Annotated in this window: 27 protein-coding genes and 1 tRNA gene; 25 read left to right on the top strand and 3 right to left on the bottom strand. The window is 37.4% G+C overall.

Annotated features, from left to right (window positions below; genetic code table 11):
- Position 1: 1 nt before the first annotated feature.
- Positions 2-1,144: an acyl-CoA dehydrogenase gene (locus tag J4E06_RS03275; protein WP_349522599.1), complete on the bottom strand. Its 1,143-nt coding sequence runs from the start codon at positions 1,142-1,144 to the stop codon at positions 2-4.
- A gap of 237 nt (positions 1,145-1,381) precedes the next feature.
- Here J4E06_RS03275 and nhaD point away from each other — a divergent pair, with 237 nt between their 5' ends.
- The 18 genes from nhaD (at position 1,382) to J4E06_RS03185 (ending at position 14,306) form a co-directional block, all read left to right on the top strand.
- Positions 1,382-2,770, top strand: a complete 1,389-nt coding sequence (gene nhaD, locus J4E06_RS03270) for a sodium:proton antiporter NhaD (protein WP_349522598.1) — start codon at positions 1,382-1,384, stop codon at positions 2,768-2,770.
- A 57-nt stretch (positions 2,771-2,827) separates the two neighbouring features.
- On the top strand, positions 2,828-3,520 hold the full coding sequence (locus J4E06_RS03265; protein WP_349522597.1) for a MotA/TolQ/ExbB proton channel family protein: 693 nt from the start codon (positions 2,828-2,830) through the stop codon (positions 3,518-3,520).
- A gap of 9 nt (positions 3,521-3,529) precedes the next feature.
- On the top strand, positions 3,530-3,916 hold the full coding sequence (locus tag J4E06_RS03260; protein ID WP_100816272.1) for an ExbD/TolR family protein: 387 nt from the start codon (positions 3,530-3,532) through the stop codon (positions 3,914-3,916).
- Positions 3,916-4,800, top strand: a complete 885-nt coding sequence (locus J4E06_RS03255) for an energy transducer TonB (protein ID WP_349522596.1) — start codon at positions 3,916-3,918, stop codon at positions 4,798-4,800. Before J4E06_RS03260 ends, J4E06_RS03255 begins: the two co-directional genes overlap by 1 nt.
- A complete protein-coding gene (locus J4E06_RS03250; RefSeq protein WP_349522595.1) occupies positions 4,800-6,011 on the top strand; it encodes a bifunctional folylpolyglutamate synthase/dihydrofolate synthase in 1,212 nt (403 codons plus the stop codon). The genes J4E06_RS03255 and J4E06_RS03250 overlap by 1 nt, the downstream gene beginning before the upstream one ends.
- Positions 6,012-6,081: 70 nt before the next feature.
- Positions 6,082-6,156 (top strand) — tRNA-Val (locus tag J4E06_RS03245).
- A 231-nt stretch (positions 6,157-6,387) separates the two neighbouring features.
- A complete protein-coding gene (locus J4E06_RS03240; RefSeq protein ID WP_349522594.1) occupies positions 6,388-7,659 on the top strand; it encodes a site-specific integrase in 1,272 nt (423 codons plus the stop codon).
- A 799-nt stretch (positions 7,660-8,458) separates the two neighbouring features.
- On the top strand, positions 8,459-8,764 hold the full coding sequence (locus tag J4E06_RS03235; protein ID WP_349522593.1) for a hypothetical protein: 306 nt from the start codon (positions 8,459-8,461) through the stop codon (positions 8,762-8,764).
- Between the two features lie 339 nt (positions 8,765-9,103).
- Positions 9,104-9,280 (top strand): hypothetical protein, encoded by a 177-nt coding sequence (locus tag J4E06_RS03230; RefSeq protein ID WP_349522592.1) that lies wholly within the window; start codon positions 9,104-9,106, stop codon positions 9,278-9,280.
- Between the two features lie 169 nt (positions 9,281-9,449).
- Positions 9,450-10,028, top strand: a complete 579-nt coding sequence (locus J4E06_RS03225; protein ID WP_349522591.1) for a hypothetical protein — start codon at positions 9,450-9,452, stop codon at positions 10,026-10,028.
- A gap of 84 nt (positions 10,029-10,112) precedes the next feature.
- Positions 10,113-11,096 carry a virulence RhuM family protein/type II toxin-antitoxin system death-on-curing family toxin gene (locus J4E06_RS03220; protein WP_349522590.1) on the top strand — a complete coding sequence of 328 codons (984 nt, stop codon included), beginning with the start codon at positions 10,113-10,115 and terminating at the stop codon, positions 11,094-11,096.
- A gap of 264 nt (positions 11,097-11,360) precedes the next feature.
- Positions 11,361-11,621, top strand: a complete 261-nt coding sequence (locus J4E06_RS03215; RefSeq protein ID WP_349522589.1) for a ribbon-helix-helix domain-containing protein — start codon at positions 11,361-11,363, stop codon at positions 11,619-11,621.
- Positions 11,614-11,904 (top strand): type II toxin-antitoxin system RelE/ParE family toxin, encoded by a 291-nt coding sequence (locus J4E06_RS03210; protein ID WP_349522588.1) that lies wholly within the window; start codon positions 11,614-11,616, stop codon positions 11,902-11,904. The genes J4E06_RS03215 and J4E06_RS03210 overlap by 8 nt, the downstream gene beginning before the upstream one ends.
- Positions 11,905-12,000: 96 nt before the next feature.
- The gene (locus tag J4E06_RS03205; RefSeq protein ID WP_119607909.1) at positions 12,001-12,252 is read left to right on the top strand and encodes a type II toxin-antitoxin system ParD family antitoxin; all 252 of its coding nucleotides are present in this window, start codon (positions 12,001-12,003) and stop codon (positions 12,250-12,252) included.
- Complete coding sequence (locus tag J4E06_RS03200) at positions 12,239-12,541, top strand: type II toxin-antitoxin system RelE/ParE family toxin (RefSeq protein WP_349522587.1); 303 nt, start codon at positions 12,239-12,241, stop codon at positions 12,539-12,541. The genes J4E06_RS03205 and J4E06_RS03200 overlap by 14 nt, the downstream gene beginning before the upstream one ends.
- A 510-nt stretch (positions 12,542-13,051) precedes the next feature.
- A complete protein-coding gene (locus J4E06_RS03195; protein ID WP_349522586.1) occupies positions 13,052-13,504 on the top strand; it encodes an RDD family protein in 453 nt (150 codons plus the stop codon).
- A 194-nt stretch (positions 13,505-13,698) separates the two neighbouring features.
- On the top strand, positions 13,699-14,031 hold the full coding sequence (locus J4E06_RS03190) for a hypothetical protein (protein WP_349522585.1): 333 nt from the start codon (positions 13,699-13,701) through the stop codon (positions 14,029-14,031).
- Between the two features lie 35 nt (positions 14,032-14,066).
- Entirely contained in the window at positions 14,067-14,306 is a 240-nt protein-coding gene (locus J4E06_RS03185; protein WP_349522584.1) for a hypothetical protein, read from the top strand.
- A 227-nt stretch (positions 14,307-14,533) separates the two neighbouring features.
- On the opposite strand, the gene J4E06_RS18395 is transcribed toward J4E06_RS03185, so the two are convergent.
- Positions 14,534-14,809, bottom strand: coding sequence for a YHS domain-containing (seleno)protein (locus tag J4E06_RS18395; protein WP_502877327.1), 276 nt, complete (start codon positions 14,807-14,809; stop codon positions 14,534-14,536).
- A gap of 32 nt (positions 14,810-14,841) precedes the next feature.
- Positions 14,842-15,003 (bottom strand): hypothetical protein, encoded by a 162-nt coding sequence (locus J4E06_RS03180; protein ID WP_349522583.1) that lies wholly within the window; start codon positions 15,001-15,003, stop codon positions 14,842-14,844.
- 447 nt (positions 15,004-15,450) lie between these two features.
- Between J4E06_RS03180 and J4E06_RS03175 the strand changes: the two genes are divergently transcribed.
- The 7 genes from J4E06_RS03175 to J4E06_RS03145 all read left to right on the top strand — a co-directional run bounded on the left by J4E06_RS03175 (position 15,451) and on the right by J4E06_RS03145 (position 21,626).
- Entirely contained in the window at positions 15,451-15,828 is a 378-nt protein-coding gene (locus tag J4E06_RS03175; RefSeq protein WP_349522582.1) for a hypothetical protein, read from the top strand.
- 284 nt (positions 15,829-16,112) lie between these two features.
- Positions 16,113-16,850 carry a DUF3108 domain-containing protein gene (locus J4E06_RS03170; protein ID WP_349522581.1) on the top strand — a complete coding sequence of 246 codons (738 nt, stop codon included), beginning with the start codon at positions 16,113-16,115 and terminating at the stop codon, positions 16,848-16,850.
- 44 nt (positions 16,851-16,894) lie between these two features.
- Positions 16,895-18,163, top strand: coding sequence for a serine hydrolase domain-containing protein (locus J4E06_RS03165; protein WP_349522580.1), 1,269 nt, complete (start codon positions 16,895-16,897; stop codon positions 18,161-18,163).
- 28 nt (positions 18,164-18,191) lie between these two features.
- Complete coding sequence (locus J4E06_RS03160) at positions 18,192-18,665, top strand: GNAT family N-acetyltransferase (RefSeq protein ID WP_502877326.1); 474 nt, start codon at positions 18,192-18,194, stop codon at positions 18,663-18,665.
- Between the two features lie 115 nt (positions 18,666-18,780).
- Entirely contained in the window at positions 18,781-19,695 is a 915-nt protein-coding gene (locus J4E06_RS03155) for an aspartyl protease family protein (protein WP_349522579.1), read from the top strand.
- 191 nt (positions 19,696-19,886) lie between these two features.
- The gene (locus tag J4E06_RS03150) at positions 19,887-21,284 is read left to right on the top strand and encodes a gluzincin family metallopeptidase (RefSeq protein ID WP_349522578.1); all 1,398 of its coding nucleotides are present in this window, start codon (positions 19,887-19,889) and stop codon (positions 21,282-21,284) included.
- 144 nt (positions 21,285-21,428) lie between these two features.
- On the top strand, positions 21,429-21,626 hold the full coding sequence (locus J4E06_RS03145; protein WP_349522577.1) for a pyridoxine 5'-phosphate oxidase C-terminal domain-containing protein: 198 nt from the start codon (positions 21,429-21,431) through the stop codon (positions 21,624-21,626).
- The last annotated feature ends 238 nt before the right edge of the window (positions 21,627-21,864 follow it).

Below are 21,864 nucleotides of genomic sequence, written 5' to 3'. Positions count from 1 at the left end.
TTTATTTATTAAGGATGCTCCGTGAGATAACGATTTTCTGAATTTCGGAGGTGCCCTCATAAATTTGAGTGATTTTGGCATCCCGCATCATACGTTCCACATGGTAATCCTTTACGTATCCATTTCCGCCATGTATCTGCACGGCTTCAACGGCTGTTTCCATAGCTACTTCGGAAGCGTAAAGCTTGGCCATGGCACCCGAAAGGGTATAATCTTTACCGGAATCTTTATCGCATGCTGCTTCATAGACCAAATGGCGCGCCGCCTGTATTTTGGTATGCATGTCTGCCAATTTAAAGGCAATGGCCTGGTGATTGGAAATTTCCGTGCCAAAGGCCTTGCGCTGTTTGGAATATTGTAAGGCCAACTCATAAGCTCCAGCAGCTATACCAAGGGCTTGTGCTGCAATACCAATTCGCCCGCCTGCCAAAGTTTTCATGGCAAACTTAAAACCAAAACCATCTTTACCGATTAGGTTTTCTTTGGGCACTTTTACATCGTTGAACATTAAAGAGTGCGTATCGCTGCCTCGGATACCAAGTTTATTTTCTTTGGGACCTATGTCAAACCCCTCTGCACCTTTTTCAACAATCAATGCGTTGATGCCATGGTGACCCTTTTCGCGGTCCGTTTGTGCAATTACAAGGTATACCTCGGCCAAGTTGCCATTGGTGATCCAGTTTTTTGTTCCATTTAATAGGTAATGGTCTCCTTTGTCAATAGCCGTTGTTTTTTGAGAAGTGGCATCGCTGCCGGCTTCTGGTTCTGATAAGCAGAATGCACCTATAATTTCTCCTGTGGCCAAACGGGTCAGGTACTTTTGCTTTTGCTCTTCGGTACCGTAGGTTTCGAGACCCCAGCAGACCAAGGAATTGTTTACGGATACCATGACCGAAGCGGAGGCATCAATTTTTGACAATTCTTCCATTGCCAAGACATAGGATAGGGTTCCCAGGCCACTTCCGCCATATTTTTCGTTGACCATCATCCCCATAAAACCAAGCTCTCCCATTTTTTTAACAAGTTCAATTGGGAATTTTTGGGTCTCGTCGCGTTCAATTACGCCGGGCAATAGTTCGTTTTGGGCAAAATCTTTTGCCGCCTGCTGTATCATTAATTGTTCTTCGGAAAGTGTGAAGTCCATAAAACTGAATAATATTTAAAAACTACCTACAAATATACTCTTCGAATATTAATTTTATATAAATAACATCAAATAAATGAGAATGATTGAATTGTTTTGGTAAATTTTATGTCGGTCCCAGTTACATTCACATATTTTTATGCTTGTAAGATTATGCGGAAATATTCATTTTGAATATCTTTAGCCGCACAGATAACTACTCTAAAAATATTATTCCTTAATTAAACCAAACTTAACATGGAAACCATCTTAGTTGTCATTTTTGTAATTGGGTATTTGGCAATTACTCTAGAACATAACTTAAAAATAGATAAACTTATTCCGGCCTTGGCCATGATGGCCATCTTGTGGGCGTTAATGGCTTTTGGAATCGATGGATTCACCACTTGGTTCGATTCTGGCAATCATGCATTGCTCGAGAACTTCGGAGCCTTTGGGCACGAAGAAAAGATGGAGCTCATGGAAGAGACCCTGTTGCACCATTTAGGTAAGACATCAGAGATTTTGGTATTTCTTCTTGGGGCAATGACCATTGTGGAAATCATTGATTATTTCGATGGGTTTGCTACCATAAAAACTTTTGTGAAGACAAGAAGCAAGAAGAAAATTCTTTGGATATTCTCCTTTTTAGCTTTTATCCTTTCCGCTATTATTGATAACCTAACTGCTACCATCGTACTTATTTCCATCCTTCAGAAAATTGTGAAGGACAGAGAGGTTAGGTTGTGGTATGCCGGTTTAATTGTTATTGCAGCTAACGCTGGAGGTGCCTGGTCGCCGATTGGAGATGTTACCACTACCATGTTGTGGATAGGTGATAAGGTTTCCACAGCTATGCTCATTGAGCATTTGTTGGTGCCTTCTTTGGTGTGTATGTTGATTCCATCTTTTATCGCATCGTACCTCCCAGCTTTTCAAGGTGAAATTGATGTTGATGAAGAAGAAGACGGATCAGATTCAAAATATGGGCCTAGAATGCTTTATTTGGGACTGGGAGCCATTGTTTTTGTGCCGATTTTTAAAACAGTGACGCATTTGCCGCCATATGTGGGCATGATGTTGTCCTTGGCCGTTGTTGCAACTTTTGCGGAAATATATAGCAACAAGAAATTTGCTATATCCTCCGTGAACCAAGAAAGTGACGAGCATGCGCACCATAGTCCGGTGCATAGTGCCCTAACTAAAATTGAATTGCCCAGTATTCTGTTTTTCCTCGGTATTTTGATGGCGGTAGCAGCTCTTGAATCTCTCGGCCTATTGTTCAACTTTGCCGAAGGTTTGAAGCAAGGTATGCCGCTGATGGGAACCGAAATGGCAGGTACCCGTGTATCCGATTTGGTGGTGATACTACTGGGTGTCGGTTCGGCAGTTATAGATAATGTACCTTTAGTGGCCGCCAGTTTGGGGATGTTCTCCGAACCAATGGATGATCAATTGTGGCACTTTATTGCCTATTCAGCAGGAACGGGCGGTAGTATGCTTATTATCGGTTCCGCTGCAGGTGTTGTTGCTATGGGAATGGAGAAAATCGACTTCTTTTGGTATCTTAGAAAAATAGCGTGGTTGGCCTTTGTAGGTTTCATTGCTGGGGCAATTTGCTATATGGCGATGCGATATTTGTTCTAAAAAATACTTTAGTTCAAAAATCTCCGTTATAATTGCAACTTAAATTGGGGATTTTATATGAATATTTTTCAAGAAGTAACGGAAGGTGCGGAGGCAACTGCCTCAATTTCCGAAGAAAAGACCTTGTCCGTAATAGATCTTATTGTAAATGGGGGATCAGCAAGTGTGATTATTATCATCGTGCTTTTCGTCCTATTATTTGTGGCGATGTACATTTATTTTGAACGCATTTTTGCCATAAAGGCGGCGTCCAAGATAGATAAGAACTTCATGAACCAGATTCGTGATCATATCAGCAATGGCAAATTGGAGGCCGCAAAATTGTTATGCGCACAAACAGATTCGCCCGTGGCGCGACTGACCGAAAAAGGGGTGGCCAGGATAGGCAAGCCTTTGGACGATATCAATACGGCCATTGAGAATGCGGGAACCCTGGAAGTGTACAAGCTCGAAAAGAACGTGAGCGTTTTGGCCACGGTTGCCGGTGCAGCACCCATGATTGGTTTCTTGGGAACGGTAATAGGTATGATTTTGGCGTTCCACGAAATGGCAAGTAGTGGAGGACAAGCCGAAATGGGTTCCTTGGCATCAGGTATTTACACAGCCATGACTACAACGGTTGCTGGTCTGGTTGTGGGTATTATCGCATATATCGGTTACAACCACTTAGTAAACAGAACCGATAAAGTGGTGCATCAAATGGAGGCCAATGCGGTAGAGTTTTTGGACTTGTTGAACGAACCTGTATAACCCTTAGCTATGAAACTGAAGGGAAGAAACAAAATAAGCCCGGAGTTCAGCATGTCATCAATGACGGACATTGTGTTCCTATTGTTGGTGTTTTTTATGCTGACGTCCAATGCACCGAATGCACTGGATTTGCTATTGCCCAAGGCAAAGGGTAAATCCACCAATACACAAAATGTTTCGGTTACTATCGATAAGAACCTGAAATATTTTGTGAACAACGAGCAAATCAACAAGGAATACATTGAAATTGAATTAAAAAAGGCACTTGAAGGTCAAGAAAAGCCGACAATTATCCTCAGAGCAGAAGAAAACGTGGCCATTAAAGAAGCGGTCAACGTAATGGACATTGCTAACAGGAACAGTTACAAGGTTATCTTGGCAGTGCGTCCAAAATAATGTCCTTTTTAGATACGAGACACAAGAAAAAATCATTCACGCTTACAACACTTTTGTTAAGCGCATTCCTACTATTGCTTTTTTATATTGGTTTAACGTATCTCGACCCACCTATTGAAAATGGAATTGCCGTGAATTTCGGCACCATGGATTTTGGTAGCGGGGAAGTACAGCCTACAGAAAGGGTAAGGTCGGAACCAAGAGAAGTTGAAAGTCAACCCGAACCACAAGAAGTGGCAGAGCCTGCACAACCGGAAGAAACCGTTGTAGAAGAAGCTCCAGTTGAGGAGGTTTTGACGAGCAATGACGAGGAGACTATCAAACTAAGGCAACAAGAAGAAGCAAAACGTAAAGCGGAAGAAGAAGCGGAAAAAGCCAAAGCCGAAGCCGAGCGCATTGCCCGTGAAAAACGAGAAGCCGAAGAGCGCAAGAGACAAGAGCAAGAAGCCAAGAAAAAAAGCGTGGACGCTCTTATCGGTGGAATCGGCAAGTCAGATGGCACCACCACGGGCAGCGAAGGTGATGATGACCGTGCTGGCGACAAAGGCCAATCGGATGGAGACCCGTATGCCTCCTCTTATTATGGCGCTCCAGGGAGTGGTAGTGGCGGTGGAGGTTACGGATTAAATGGAAGGTCCTTGGCAAATAAAGGAAAGGTACAACAAGAATGTAACGAAGAGGGTAGAGTGGTTGTTAGGATTACTGTAGATAGGTCAGGTAATGTAATCAATGCCCAGCCCGGTGTAAAAGGGACCACTAACAATGCGCCTTGTCTTTTGGAACCGGCCCGTAAAACGGCGCTTCTTCACCGTTGGAATTCCGATGCCAATGCGCCGGCCCAACAAATCGGGTTTGTGGTCGTCAACTTTAAATTGGGGCAATAGTGACCTATAAAGAGACTTTGGACTGGATGTTCGGTCAACTTCCGATGTACCAGCAAAAGGGAGCTGCAGCCTTGAATGCAAAGCTGGATAACATTATCAGTTTTTGCAATGTACTGGGCAATCCCGAGAAAAAATTTAAAAGTATTCACGTAGCGGGGACCAACGGAAAAGGTTCCAGTAGCCATATGTTGGCTTCCATTCTTCAAGAAGCGGGCTACAAGGTTGGACTCTATACTTCACCACACCTAAAAGATTTTAGGGAGCGCATCAAAATAAATGGAGAGGTAGTAAGCAAGAAATTTGTAAGGGATTTTATTGAGGAGAACAAAACCTTTTTTGAGTACCATAAGCTTTCCTTTTTTGAAATGACCGTTGGCATGGCTTTTAGCTATTTCGCGAAAGAAAAAGTAGATGTTGCTGTAATAGAGGTCGGTTTGGGCGGACGGCTGGATTCTACCAACATCATAACTCCCGAAGTGTCCTTGATTACCAATATAGGGATGGATCATACCCAGTTTTTGGGCGATACCTTGGAAAAAATAGCGTTGGAAAAAGCGGGAATCATAAAACCAAAGGTTCCAGTGGTCATTAGTGAGACCCAACCGGAGACGAAAATGATTTTCAACTTGATAGCCCATCAGTTAAAATCCAACATAGTTTTTGCGGATGTTGAACCAGCTATTGGGTATAAGACTGATTTGTTGGGAGAATATCAGCAAAGAAACATTAATGGTGTGGTTGCAACCATCCACCAATTGAAGCATTTTAATGTCACGGATGAAGCAATTTCCGAAGGATTTAAGAAAGTAGTCGAAAATACGGGGCTTTTAGGTAGATGGCAGGTGTTACAAAACAACCCTCTTGTGGTGTGCGACACGGCGCATAATAAGGAAGGATTGCAATTGGTTTTACAGCAGCTAAAAAAACAGTCCTACGACCAACTCCATATTGTACTGGGTTTTGTAAAAGATAAAGATGTAAGGTCGGTACTTTCCCTTTTTCCTAAAGATGCCAAGTATTACTTTGTAAGGCCAAGTATTCCGAGAGGTATGGATGCTATTCAGCTTGGGGAACTGGCACAGGAACAAGGGCTTAGGGGTAAGGTTTTTAAGTCTGTTGAAAAAGGATTAAAAAACGCTTTGAAAAAAGCTGGTGAGGAGGACGTGATTTATGTTGGGGGAAGCACATTTGTTGTGGCCGAGGTAGTGTAATTTTTTTTCGTTTTTTGTTTTTTAAATCAAAAACAGTCTTATATTTGCACTCCCATTTAGGAAATTGAATGGGCGCTTAGCTCAGTTGGTTCAGAGCACCTCGTTTACACCGAGGGGGTCGGGGGTTCGAATCCCTCAGCGCCCACTTTTAGAGTTTAAATAAAAACAAAACCTTGCATATCTTATTGATTTGCAAGGTTTTGACGTTTTAGGACCTTCATTTGAATTGGTTTGATTTGATATGTTTTGGTTTGCAATTCGGTTAGTAAATTTTTTTCTGAAAAGTGTTAACCGAATAAGCCTGTAAATTACTATATTACAGCAACTTAGTATTTGACTTTCGTAGGTAGTTTTCGTTCAATTTAACACAAAACCTATGAGAACCCGGTCAACATTTTCAATCAGTTTCTGGATAAGCACTTCCCGGAGGAGCGATGGTACCGCAAAGATCTATGCCCGTATCACCGTTGATTCACAACGAGTTAACATGAGCCTCAAATATACCATTCCTGCCGAAAGTTGGGACCGAAAGGGATCGAGGGTTCTGGGGCGCACAGCGGAAGCGCAGGAAATCAACGCCTATTTAATGGAGGTTGAAACCGAACTTTTCCAATGCTATCGTGAATTAAGGTCCAAAGGAACCCATATTACACCGCAAATGGTCAAGGCGAAATATTTTGGGGAGGATGAGAACCAAATGACGTTAACGGCCCTATTTGAATACCATAACCTCCATGGCGCACATAATTTGGGTAAAGCGACCCTGAGCCATTATAAAACCACCCAGAAGTATTTATTGGGCTATCTAAAGAAGCACTATAAATGTAATGATTACAGATTGTCACAGCTCAACCATCAGTTTGTTGTGGGTTTCGAGACCTACTTGCGAAAGCTACACCCTATCCACCATCATGGTAGACTTTCTAACAACGGGGCAATGAAACATATCCAGCGTTTGAGAAAGATGGTCAGAATGGCTGTGAACAATGAATGGATAGAAAAATATCCCTTTCAAAAATTTAAGATTAGGATGGAAAAAAAAGAAAGGGATTTTTTGACCTTGGAAGAATTACGAAAAATTCAGGATTTCCAAACCAAGATTGAACGGTTACGAATTGTAAAAGACTTATTTGTTTTTAGTTGCTACACGGGCATTGCCTATTGTGATATAATGAACCTTAATGAGGACAATCTCGTATTGGGTATCGATGGAAAGCATTGGATAAGTACAAAAAGACAAAAGACCAAGAACAGCTTCAAGTTACCTTTACTGGAACCAGCATTGTCGATTGTTAAGCGATATCACTATCATCCGAAAAGGGGTACAGATAAATTATTCCCTAAGATTTCCAATCAAAAATTAAATAGCTATCTGAAGGAGATTGCGGATTCATGCCATATCAAAAAGCATATTACTTTCCATATGGCCAGACATACTTTTGCCACAACGATTACATTGAGCAACGGGGTTCCGATTGAGACGGTTTCCAAAATATTGGGACATTCAGAATTGGCCACTACCCAAATTTATGCACGAGTATTGGATAATAAGATCAGTGAGGATATGAGTGGTCTGGAAACGATTCTGGATTCGAAGTTTTCAGATTCAAGTGGGGCTGAGGAAAAGTTGGGAAATTCCAACTTCTAAGTGGGTATTCAGAAGTGAATTAGATAAAACGGTGGTTTTATAATTTTTTTTACCGGAGTTTGTATTAGATCAGCGATAAAAAATGAAGCCCCTGATTTTGAGTTGGCCTGTATTTATTCGGTCCCGCTTGCGGGACGAAGGAATAGCAAGAGGGTGATGCGCAAATTGCGCCATCACGATTGTTTTCGGGTCTTCAACAATTTGAAAACCAGTTATTTGAATTGATTTTGAAACATTATGCAAAATCAAGGGCTACAGTAGACTTTTCCGAAATCTACAGTAAACCCTTTGGGAAGCCCAATAAACACTGGAAATTTTTGACGAAAAAATTGACGTAATTTGACGAAAAAACAAAATTGGACCTATGGAAAAGCAATCTTAAGCTTTAAATAAACGGAAGGGAGGTTGGAACGATATAGACGTGAAGCAAACAAGCCTTTGGATTATCTCAAAGGTTTCCATTGACAGATAGAATTGCCTCGCTCAGTAAGGTTAGTTTGGCAAGATTTGGGGCTTGCAGCGCTAAACTTGGTTTCGCTCGCTTTAGTATCGATTTCAGATTTATGACCAGGGTTTTTAAAGGCACCGTTTTATTGAACTTTCACCTTGATACAACTCTACTGAACATCAATAGTTTACTTTTTCGGTACACTTAATTGGTTTACCATTTAGACCCTTTTTACCCCTAAAGCGAAGTTCGATTTCTCAAAAACCGATTGGCTGTTTTTCCCTCCTTTTACCGAAAACCCAATTTTTAACAACTAGAAAATTCCTACATTTATAAAAGTTCAAATAAACGATGACGTTTAAGGAAGATATTCAACAAAGGATAAAACTTGATTTCAAAGATTCAGCTGGTAAAGCAAATGAATTGCTTAGTATCGCCATTTCAAAGACAGAATATCTAAAAACTGACAGGGTAATTCGATGTATTATATTCTTAGCAAAGGGCGATTTAAACAAGTTGCAAAAATATATTGACGATGCAATATTTGACACTAGAGATGTAATGCTTTGGGCAGAGTATGAAGAGCAAGAAGGAGAGTCTAATTTTGAACGGATTCGTAATTTTAATAATACATTCGATAAATGTCAATTGATCTAAACCCAGTAAAGTTCAAATAAACGATGACTTAGCCAATGGTGATATTTGAATTTGTATTGTCACAAATAGCCCTGGTATTTGTAATCAGATACTACTACAGAAAATACAAAGGAAAGAAGGACTGGGCTTCTATATATTTGGCGGGAATGTTCGTTATAGGATTTGGACTGATCAACTTTTTCTTAATTCTATGTCTAATTGAAAAGCGTTCCATGACAATGGTTATTTGGAATCTGATCGTCTCTAAACTTTCATAAACTTACAAACTCCAGATCTATCGGAATTTGACCAAACAGGTATTTATGGGAAATTCCTACATTTATAAAGTTCAAATAAACTATGAAAAGAAAGAATTTGCCGTTATTGATAGTTATAGCTAGCGCCATTTTAATAGCTATAAATTTTATTTTCATCTCTGAAGATATGGGTCTGGGATTTTGGATGCGTATTTTATCAAGTTTAATGATAATATTGGCAATGTATGTAACTGTTAAAGGTCGGGACAATGAATCATAAAGAGTTGTTGGTCTTAAATAGTCAACCAAAATTAGACTTATAATTAACTCTGGAAAGTTCAAATAAACGATTGTGAAAGCATTCTAATGAATAAGTAGGCTAACCATTGAAAAGAATTGTATTCATATTAATAATTGTCAATTTGTTTTATAAGTGCGAAGCAAAAAAGGTGAAAGCGCAATTCAAAAAAACTGAATTCTATTATCCTCGAGTTTCATATTTTAAAGCGGATTCTTCTCTGAAAGAAATATATCTAGATTCAATAAAAAACTACGGCGAACTTATTAAAACAACAGAACAAATTGCTTGTGCTGGTAAAGCACCTTTACTAAAATTCAGCACCGACTCAACCGAATTTAATTTGATTGTTTACAAAGAATGCACAAATAGAATGGATATTGTTGATTATCATTTAAGTAATGTTATATCAATTCAAAAGGATTCAATAATTATAAACGACGAAATCGAAATGAGATTTGACAGTTTACAGCCAATATTGCGAAATCACATACTAAATCCAAATCAAGAATTTAACTATTCGAAAAGTGTAGATAAAGCATTAATCTTTTATTATCAAGACAGTTTAGTTTCCGCTAAAAAAATAAAATACCAACTCATTAAAATAACAAAGGCATTCAATGAGCTGAATAGACAAAATGGAGATAGTCTTCCTTTGAAAATTAAGTTGAGTGAACATCCATATATTAGAATTCTAAATCTACCGCCACCTGATGAAGAAGTTAAATAATAAAAGTTCAAATAAACGATAAATTGCGACTGAAAGTGTTTAAGCAAAAATAATTTCAAACCGAAGATATCAGTTCATAACACTATGAATACGGATAAGCAAATAGAGATTTACCAAGCTAATGATGGTTCCACTCAAATTAATGTTCAATTTGAGCAAGATACCGTTTGGTTGACACAGGCGCAAATGGGGCAACTATTTGAAAAAAACAAACGTACAATTTCTGAGCATATAAGAAACATTTTTAAAGAAGGTGAACTCGATGAAAAACTGGTTGTCCGGAAATCCCGGACAACCACTCAGCATGGTGCCATGGAAGGGAAGACACAAACCTCCAACGTGAATATTTACAATTTAGATGTAATAATTTCTGTAGGTTATAGGGTAAAATCTCAAAGAGGAACACAATTTAGAATATGGGCTTCCAATATTCTAAAGGAATATCTGATTCAAGGCTACGCTGTAAATGAAAAACGTTTGGCTCAAAAGGAGCAAGAAGTACAGCTTCTAAAAGGAGGCATACAAATATTAAGCAGGGCCATTGAAGAAAAAGTAGAAGATAATGAATGGCTTACAGTATATGCCAAAGGTTTAAGCTTATTAGATGATTACGACCATGAGCAATTAGATGCCAAAGGGTTAACTACGAGAGCAGCCAACTATCCAACTTTAGAGGCTTATTTTGAGGTAGTAAACCAAATGAAATCTGAATTTGATAGTGCCGTATTTGGGAAGGAAAAGGATAAAAGCTTTCAAAGCTCTTTAACCCAAATTGCAAAGGGTTTTGGAGAAAGTGATTTTTATCCCACATTGGAAGAAAAGGCTGCAATGCTATTATACTTGATTGTGAAAAACCATTCATTTGTAGATGGTAATAAACGAATTGCTGCAGCATGTTTTCTAAAATTCTTACAACAAAACAATATGCTTTTTAACAGCAAACAACAACCAATAATCAATAACGAAACACTGGCTAGCTTAACGCTGTTTATAGCATCTAGCAAACCTGAGGAAATGGAAACAGTAAAGCGATTGGTGATTAGCGTTTTAAATAGAAGCAATCAATAGTTCAAATAAACGATAATCAACCAAATGGAAAATTCAAAACATTGTGAAATATGCGATTTAAGTGAATTCAATCTCCATAAGAGTAAACGGAGAAACGATTGAAAAAGTAAGTCGCCATTAATTCGGTTTATTAGCGAAACATAACACAAAGTTCAATTAAACGATACCTAAAACATTCCTGATATAATTCCCTTTGACAAATTTTTAATAAATATGCGCCAATAATATGTTAGAATGCGTATATTGTATGTAAATACTATTATTATGGCAACAATCAGAAAATCATTAACTATAACTGCTGCCCAGGAAGAGTGGATAAAATTACAAATCGAGAATGGTGGCTTCGCAAACGATAGTGAATACATGCGACATCTAATACGATTAGATGAGGAGCGCAATAGGGAGTTTCTAATCACTAAGGCGGCCATACAAGATGGTTATGATAGTGGCGTAAGTACTAAAATCAGGTCTGTTGATGAAATTATTGAAGCTGCGATAGTTCGTAAAAAGAACAGAAATGCCTAGATATTATTTATCGTCCAAAGCGGATGACGATATCGATGATATAGTGGATTATACCTTGGAAACTTGGGGTGAATCACAGACGCATATCTATGTTACCGAATTATACCAATTTTTACAAACTCTGGCAGATAATCCCGATCTTGGTCGAAGTGCTTCAGAATTTGCAGCTCTACTTAGAAGATACAACTATAAGGCACACACAATTTTTTACGAACCAACTGAAAAGGGCATATTCGTTGTTCGCATTTTAGGACAAGTAAGAGATTTCAAAAGACATCATTAACAGATATTTATCTGATTAAAAAGTATAAATAAACGATTATTGTCTATACCAAATTATTTGCTTAAATTGAATCATTATTAATAATATTGGTTCAATATGGGGGTAATTAGAAAATCCATCACTTTTACGGAACAACAAGATGCCTTTGTCAAAAGTTTGATCGAGCAAGGGTTCTACACGAACGACAGCGAATATATCAGGGACATAATTCGAAAGGATCAAGAGCGTAGAAAACGTATCGTTGATTTGAACGAAGCGTTGATCGAAGGAATTGAAAGCGGTCCGACCGATGCTACTATCGATAGTATTTGGGAAGAAGCTATAAACGAGCACAATGCCGGAAAATAAATTTGTCATTAGTGCAAAGGCAAAGGCAGATTTGAAGGCCATTGCCAAATACACAATAAAAAAGTTCAGTGAGGGGCAATCTTTAAAATATGCCCAGGGACTCAAAACTATTATAGCTGATTTGGGCGACAACCCTGAACTCGGAAAGAGATATGTGGCAGTAAAGGACAAAATGTTGCTACGCTATAGGTACAAGGCACATGTCATATTCTATTTTGTGGAAAATGAGAAAATATTCATTGTAAGAGTTTTGGGCGGTCGGATGGATTTTCCAAAACACCTTAAGTAGAGTTCAAATAAACGATTGGTAAGATCAATTTTAAAAATAAAAAATGTGACCAGGATAATTAAAAATGATTGTATCTAACATTGGAATAGTAGTTTTTGTCGTCATTTTATTGTTTGGCCTTCCAATATTCTGGAGTGCCAAAAAGAAAGGTCTTTGGAGTTCGTTCAGTTTTATTGGGCTTTTAAGATCTATGAATAATTCACTTGTGATTCAAGGAATTATTGGCCTAATTTTAATATTCGTGACTTGGTTGTGGAGTTTATCAGATTTTGAAATCCCTAGTTTAGTAGGGGGAACAACATATACCTATTTGGTAATTGGTCTAATGTTTTATTTGCCAATATTGGTTGTGTTGAATTTATTTAAACTTATTACTGGAAAATATCTAAAATAAAACACAATGGATGTCTAAGCTTTTTTATGGTTCTTACAGTTCAGATAAAAGATTCAAAAAAATTGTTCAGAAAAATCTTATATTCAAGCAATAAATAACCTTTCATAAACATTAACATGCAACCTACCTATGCCACCTTGCCCGATAGGGTAAAAGCTGCTGTAATTGACGGCCTCCTGCTCATTGTAGCCATGTATGGCATATCAGAAATACTCAATTCGTTCAACAATGTGCCCAATTATGTCCGTATAATTTTGGCTGTCCTAATTTTTTTGATTTACGACCCCTTTTTTACAAGTTTTTATGGAGGAACAATTGGTCACTCCTATAGCAACATCGAAGTAAAAAAACTCTCTGATTATAACACTAAAATTTCCTTTCCGATAGCACTGGTTCTTTTTTTAGCCAAGGCAGGTTTGGGGTGGCTATCCTTGTTGACTGTTGCTGGGAATGAAAAGAAATTGGCCATTCATGATTACTTGGCTCAATCCGTTGTATTATCAAATGAGGATGGACAATTAGTCATAGAATTGAAATCTATAGTTCAAGTAAACGATAAAGACCGTTAAAGATTAAGATTTCCAATATTAATATCGTCTACGGAATTTACTCCCTTCTTTTTATCGGGGTTATTTGTATTTGGATTTGGGAATTCTATTCATTTGACAAATTGCTTGTAACTATCTTTCCCTGGGAGAATCGCTATGATCTCCCCAATATAATTTATGGATTTAGGATTTCAAACGTCTTCACGGCCTCCATTTTGTCTTTAGCCATTGCTGTTGGACTGTTTTTAAAAAGCAAAACTGGATGGTTATTGATAACAGGTTGGTTCTATTTTATCCTGATCAATTTATTTAAATCCTTGGCTGAAGATGGGTTGCCAGATATTTCAATGTCATTTCAATTGTTACTTCTTTTACTTATTCCTGTCGGATTTATATTTTTAATGAACAAATTAAATGGAATAAAGCAGTATCATAGAATTGAAAACAATAAACAAATGAGTTTAAATCTTTGGGCAATTGGAATAGGGGTTTTGTTAATTGGTCTAAGGCTGCTTAAAAAATACTTAGTCCAATCTTGGCTAACATAAAAAGACCCATTAATAAAAGTTCAAATAAACTATTGATGGGTTCAAGATTTTGGAGGCCAATATTTAATTTCGTGGGTGCTGGCACAAGATGGATTTGGGGTTCTATTTGGAGAACTCTTCTAAACAAGCCAAAATATAAATGGAAAGAATATCTATATGGCCCCGATAATCCAGATTACTTTGATGAGATGGGACATGGGTTTAACAATGTTTTAATAGGTATTTTGGTTTTGTTTTTCATATTAATCCCAATCATAGAAATACTGTTTAGATAACTCTATGTTTAAAATAAAGTTCAAATAAACGATTGGCAAGATCAATTTTAAAAATAAAAAATGTGACCAGGATAATTAAAAATGATTGTATCTAACATTGGAATAGTAGTTTTTGTCGTCATTTTATTATTTGGCCTTCCAATATTCTGGAGTGCCAAAAAGAAAGGTCTTTGGAGTTCGTTCAGTTTTATTGGGCTTTTAAGATCTATGAATAATTCACTTGTGATTCAAGGAATTATTGGCCTAATTTTAATATTCGTGACTCCTTGTAAAATGTGTTTCTCCTTTCCTTCCTTTTCCCAGGCCTTGACAAATTCAGCTTCCACATTTACCGTAAATAGGTACAGCTTGTCATCCACTACTCGAAAGCTCTTAGGGTTTGGCCGGGATTTATACCCTAAAGAAACGGCATAAGCACACCATCCACCATATTGAGGTATGTACTTTTTAGGATTGGTTTGAAACTTTTTTTGTTGGTCTTGGTTGACGAAAAAATAAGTCAACCCATCATATGTAGCCTTAAAGGCCTTCTTTCCTATTTGTGCCCATCTTGATGGCTATAGCCGTCCAGTGCAATCGTGCTTTCATCGGTGTTATAACTATTGGACTGTGCCGCTAGGAATCCCATACCTATTAGAATTAGTCCTATTGCAAAGGCCGTCCATTTTTTTGGAATTGAATTCATCTTTATTTTCATCTTCTTCAATTTTAATTGTTATATGAGCGTACAAAGTTCTACTATAGTAGATGATCGTACATAGGATAGGTTTCCTTGGTACTTGGCAGAATTTCCCTTTTTAATCCATCCATTGCATATGGCCTGTATGGAACATTTAAAATCTTCAAGGGCAATAAACCCGAGCTTGGGTCGGGTATTCATTGTTTTTTAAGAAAATTCACTAGAAGTACAGATTTATCGTATGGCAAGTGACCTTTATACGACCAAGGTTTTGAATTGTAAGAACGACCAAGTGAAAGATAAAAACGACATTTTTTCAAAGGTCTAATATAGAATGGTTTAAGGTGTTTTCAATTTCTGATTTGGTTTGATTGGAATTGGCAAAGGTTACTGCTCAGAAATTGTATATCCCTTACATGGCACATCCAAACAACAGATAATTTTAAAGATGAAATTGATTTTAAAATGATGAAAAAAGGATTTTGGAATATTGAAAAAATTGTAGGACTGACTGCCTTAATAGTTAGTCTATTAACATTGATTGTTTTTGTTTACCAAACCAATCTGCTCAGAAAACAGCAGTATATGTCTGCTTACCCACATTTGAGCCTAATGAATGAAAAATCAAGTACACTACAATATTCCTTTAGCCTATCCAATCACGGAGTTGGGCCAGCATTTATCGAATCAGTTAAGGTATCTGCATCGAACGATATGGTATATGACGATATCATACATTATGTTGAAAAAACAATGGGGAAACAAGATTCCATTAATTACGTCTATTCCAACCTTTGGGTTGGTCGATTGATACCTGCAAATGAGAAAATCAATTTGATTTAGCTTATAGATAAGACCATGATTAAAGATTGGGGGTTTGTTGTATCTGAAAACACTGCGAAAAACACATTGTATGCCGCGAATAAACTGTATCAGATTTTAAATGATAAAGAGATGGATATTGAGATTATCTATTCCTCTGTCTATGGCGAGAAATGGAGTATCGGGAACCACTCCAGTGTTCCTAAAAAGATAGAGTAATTATTCATGCTTTATAATTAACACCAAATTAAGTGAAACAAATTGTACTAAATGGCACTAATAGGTCAATCAAATTGAAAAGCGACATGAAAAAAACTTTCTACCTACTACTAGTGGTATTGGCAACATCGTTTCAAGTTATGGGACAAAAATCAATCCTGACCCCAGAAAATAATCCAGTTGACAAAAGCCTTATCGATGAGGAAACCTATGAAATGGCCTGGTACATGCTTAAGGATAGTTCAAAAATTGAAATTGGAAAAGTACGGAGCGAGATCAAAAAGAAGATGAAGGGAATTTACATCATAACAACGGTGGAAATGCCAAGCGCTCCAACAACTTGGGTAGACAGTACCATCGTTGGAAGAAGGAAGCTTGAACCCATGTATCATTCCTCTTTCAATCAACAAAGGGATATGGTACTCAATTTTTCAGAGCAGGTGACGGGATACTACAACGACAAAGGGTCAGGTAAAAAAACTGAGATTTCAGAATCGGTGGACGCCCCTTTTTTTGACAGTAATTTTTACCCCCAATTAATACGATGGCTACCCTTGAAGACAGGATACAATAGTACAATAGCCATTTTTGATTACAATCCAAAATCAGGGACAGGGATACTTACTGCAACCATTAAAAATACCGAACAGGCCACATTGGAACTCAAAGGAGCAATTAAGGAGGTGTGGAAAGTCACCGTTACCGATGATATTTCCAAGAATACAGCAATCAGTACATATTATATAGAAAAAGAATCCCGTAAGGTATTAAAACAAGAAATTGATATGGGTGGCCGTAAAATGGTCATGGAACTGGTTGATTGATAATTGTTGGTCAATACGTTTCAAAACAAACACTTACCAGAGCAATGAAAAGAATATTATTAAACTTAGCCCTTATTTTGACCATTTCCATGGTTTGGGTTCTAATCTGTTTTTTTGGCACCGTAAATGGATGGTGGTACACACCATTTACAAATGATATAGATCCACAATCTTTTGCTGTAGCAGTCGATGAGGAAATCCAAAAGGAGTTTGTAGGAAACTTTGCCATGGTCATTATTAAAAATGGGGAAGTAAAAGAGGAAGTGTTCTATTCGGTGGGAAGACCGGTGGATAGGAATACGATTTTCCAAGTGGCATCTTTGTCCAAATTTGTTTCTGCTACCGGTGTCATGAAACTACATGAAATGGAAAAAATTGATTTGGACGCCCCGGTTAGCAAATACTTGACAAGATGGCAATTGCCTCCAAGTGAATTTGACAATGAACGAGTAACGGTAAGGCGCTTGCTAAGTCATACGGCAGGACTTACGGACGGACTTGGTTATTCGGGATTTGAAACCCCCGATGCTGTACAGACCCTGGAAGCCTCTTTGACAAAAGCTGCTGATGCCGATGAAGGAAAAAGCGGAGAAACTAAAGTAGGTATAGAACCGAATTCGAGTTGGGTATATTCTGGGGGAGGGTTTACACTCTTGCAATTATTGGTCGAGGAAACAAGTGGACAGTCATTTGACGTCTTTATGAAGGAAAATGTATTTTCCCCGTTACAGATGACTCGGTCGACCTACAAATGGTCCGATTCTCTAAATAGTGATCTTTGTGAATTCTATAATGCAGATGGCACCGAGTCCCCTCACTTTTTTTACACCTCTTTGGCCGCAACATCACTGTATACCTCCTTAGCAGATTTGGAGAAATTTTTTATGCTGTTCGTAAAGGATAAAAAAGGTACTGCGGGCAGTCCGCTCGGTCAAAGTTCTTTGGATTTAATGCAGGAATCCCATTGGGATATGATGGGGGAGGCAATTTATGGTTTGGGCACATTTCTTTATGTGGATGTTGGGAACGATCAATATATCATCGGACATGATGGACAGAGTAACCCTCCAATTAATACAGCACTTCGTATTGACCCAGTATCAGGAGATGGAATAATTATATTGGAAACTGGAAATCCGGATTTGGCCACAAGATTGGCAAGTGATTGGGTCTTCCTGAAAACTGGAAAAGTAGATACCCTTTTGTTTACGATGTTGCAAGGAAAAATGTTCAATATGATGGGGGTAGGCGTCCTGTTGATCACTGTAATGGTAATTGTAATAGCATGGTGGCGAAAAAGGAAATCTAATTAAGTGACTAAACAGTATAGGAATTGAAAATTTGGAACTGACGATAGACAAAATAAATAAAATTGAATTTCCAGAAGTAGTAAATGTGTGGGAAGCTTCAGTAAGAGCTACCCATCATTTTCTAAAGGAAGAAGACATTGAATATTTTAAACCACTGATCTTGAACACCTACTTAAATGCGGTTGAGTTGAGGTGCATTAGGAATAGTGAAAACAATATAGTAGGCTTTCTAGGTGTTGCGGAACAGAATTTAGAAATGCTGTTTATTCATCCAGAATACAGAGGGAAAAAGATTGGAAAAACGTTACTGGATTACGCTATCACAAAGCTAAATGTCATTAAGGTTGATGTGAATGAACAGAATGAGCAAGCTGTTGGATTTTACATGCATTGCGGTTTTGAAGTAATTGGTCGCTCTGAATTGGATACTACGGGAAAACCTTATCCGATGCTACATATGGGATTAAAAGATAGGCCACTTCTAACAGTTAAATTAAATAGTTGAAAGCGACACCATTAAAAAATGATTAATTAACATGAAAGAAAGGAAGATTTCAGGAAAACAGACTTTTTTTGTTTTAACCACCCTAATTGTCACACTACTGATAAGTTGTACTAACTTGAAAAAGGAGCAAAAAAGTGTGGATGGACAACAAAATAAGTGGATTGGTTTTGATTGGGTCGGAGATTCCATAGGTAACAAATACATTGATAAATTGGCCATTACTATACCCTTTTCGATTGAAGGCATACCACATAAATTTAAAAGTCAATTTGACTTGGGCGCAGATTTAACAATGGTATATGGAAATACTCTAAGGCCTTATCTAGATAAGTATAAGAATGTGAAGCTTGACACTATTGCAAATGCAAATTTTGAAAATGGCAAGAAAAATTTTTTTAATTCCATTGCTTTTAGATTGGATACCGTTTTATTCAAAAATCGAGAATTGTTTTATTACGATGGATATGGAGAAGTATTGACAAAGGACTCGGTTGATACACAAACCGTAAAACATATTGGAACAATAGGCACGGATTTATTCAAGGAAAAATATTTGATCATTGATTTTCCAAATCAAAGAATAGCAAGTTTGGATTCTTTGAATACCTATTATAAAAACAAAACAACCTTTGTGAACGCCATACAGGATAGGCACGGGAGATTAAAAGTGCCTGTAACCATCAATGGAACTATCCATTATTTTTTATTTGATACTGGTGCATCCATGTTTCCTTTGGCTGTTGATAAAGATGATATCGAAAAAATTAGTAAAGAAAGCTCTGCAACGGATACATTGACCACTTCTTCTTGGGGCGAATACTACGATGTTCACGGTTACAAGATTACTTCTGATATCTATATTGGAAATTTTAAAATAGAAACAGAAAACCTAAAAGTCTATGATTCTAAAAAAGAGTTCAAACAATTCTATGAAAAAGAAGAAATCATGGGTCTAATGGGGAATTCCTTCTTCCTGGATAAACGAATCATTGTTGATTATAAAAATAAAAGATTCGGAATAGTTGATTGATGCCACCGTCATTTGTAATGCATATGTGAAAATATGTGGATATTGTATTTGTTAAAAGCCATAAACGAATCAGTAAATCAAAAGGGAAGTCACTGAAAATCCTTCATCCACCATAAGCAAATCGATAGTGCCATGGTCAATAAAATAACTCATAAAATTAAGATATAAACCGCAAAGACAATTAATTAAGAATGAAAAGAACACTTTTAATATTGACCTATCTATTCGGTATGCAGCTGGGTGCACAAGAAACGATTCCCAAACTTACAGGGAAGGTCGAAATCTCAATAGAACAAGGTACCATTGAAGCTGATTTGACTTTAAGTGACATTCCCCAAATCAAAGACTATTTCCTTAGATTAAATTCGGGTTTGAACATATTGCATTTTAAGACTACCGAGCCAAATGATTTCCTACTCGGTTTTTCAGTGGCCCATAACGACACCCTCTCTTATGGAGAAACAAAAGCATACTTTTTCCCCGATGATACGGGAAAAGGGAAATTCTTGCCAAACCAGGTTCAAGTTAAATATGTTGGTAAATACCCGGTGGTTAAAGATACACTTAACAATTACGCCAAGAAAGATTGGAGAGGAAACATTGCATTTAACCACAATTCCATTAGGGCAGATGGATTGCAATCCTCTTGGTATCCTGTACTTTATGATATAACAAATGACAAAACCTATGATAACCTCAAGTACGATGTGGAAATTGATTGTCATGATTGCACTACCCTTTACATCAATGGCAACAAGCCGGTAAGTGCACGAAATCATAGGTTCAAAAGTGATAATGCCCGCGAATTAACACTCTTTTGCGGAAATTTTGACTTTTCCACGGTTGGGGACACCTATATTTTGAACCCAAGTTTTACCAGTGAACAAATAAATGACTTTAGTAACCTTATCAATACATATAAGGATTTCTATACAAACAAACTGAACATACCATTTGACCAGGCGGTAACCTTTATTGAAACAACGCCAACTTCAAGAAAAGACGGTTGGATGTTCGTCTCCTATCCTTCAATTTTCAATATTGGCTGGGGGAAAATGGGATTGATTAGTCTATTTGACCCTAAAATTCAAAATTGGTACAGGCCTTTCATAGCGCACGAACTTGGACATTATTATTTCGGTACCTATAAGGTTCTCAACTCTGAACTTGGGGATATGATGACCGAGGGGTTTGCGGAGTTTTTGTCATTAGAATTGACCAAAGTAATGATGGGAGCTGAGGTTTATGACCAAAAGATATCGGATAAAATAGAGGAGCTCGAGGATTTTGACCCGATTCCAATGGGGAAAATAAAAGGTGAATCCCAGTATGGCAACAGGGAATTATATGTTTATTATTATGCCCCAATTGTTTTTACCGCCATCAAAAAGGAAATCGGTGAAGAGAAGATGTGGAATTGGTTGAATACAATCCTCACTACAGAAACCAATTTCACCAATTACAACTTCTTGATTCAAACTTTAGATACAATCGTAAATGACCAACAACTAACACGGTCGATAGAAAGGCAATATCTGACCAGTGATAATTCACTAAAGAATGCAATTGCCAAACTAATAAAGAAATAAAATTTCTATGTAACCATCTTTTGGCTATCCCATAGGATTTCACAATAAATTGATAAAAGTCATTTACATCAACATATCTATGGAAAGTGCTATAGCGGCATATATATGATCATAAAATAGTGAACTGTCCCAACCTTCGACTATATGGAGTATCATGTTTATAAGGAAATGCAACAAAGGGCTTTCAAAAAAGAAGAAGTAGATAGGCCCAAAGATTGGAGCGGGTTTTCAATTGACCCTGTGAGAATTGAGTTCATGGAATTCAAAGCAACAAGGTTCCATGACAGAAAGCTATTTGAACTTGAAAATGGGAAGTGGAAAGGAAAACAAATACAACCATAAAATGCCAAGTAAAAGTCCATGACATTAGATAGATTTGAGTTTATATAGCTCTTTGAGGAAATTGTTTGCTGAATTAAGTTAAATATTATAGTGTTTTATCTGGATTTCTGCTCTTTCTTATCAGGTAAAACAATCAATTGGCTATTTAGAGAGATTTAATATTTTATAAGTAAATTTGATGTCTACGAAGTAAGATAGCTAAAAGTGGTCTGTAATTCGGTTAGCAGTAAAAGCATTT

It is taken from the genome of Allomuricauda sp. NFXS6 (assembly GCF_040148835.1).
GTDB lineage: Bacteria > Bacteroidota > Bacteroidia > Flavobacteriales > Flavobacteriaceae > Flagellimonas.
This window is presented reverse-complemented; position numbering and strand designations above follow the sequence as displayed.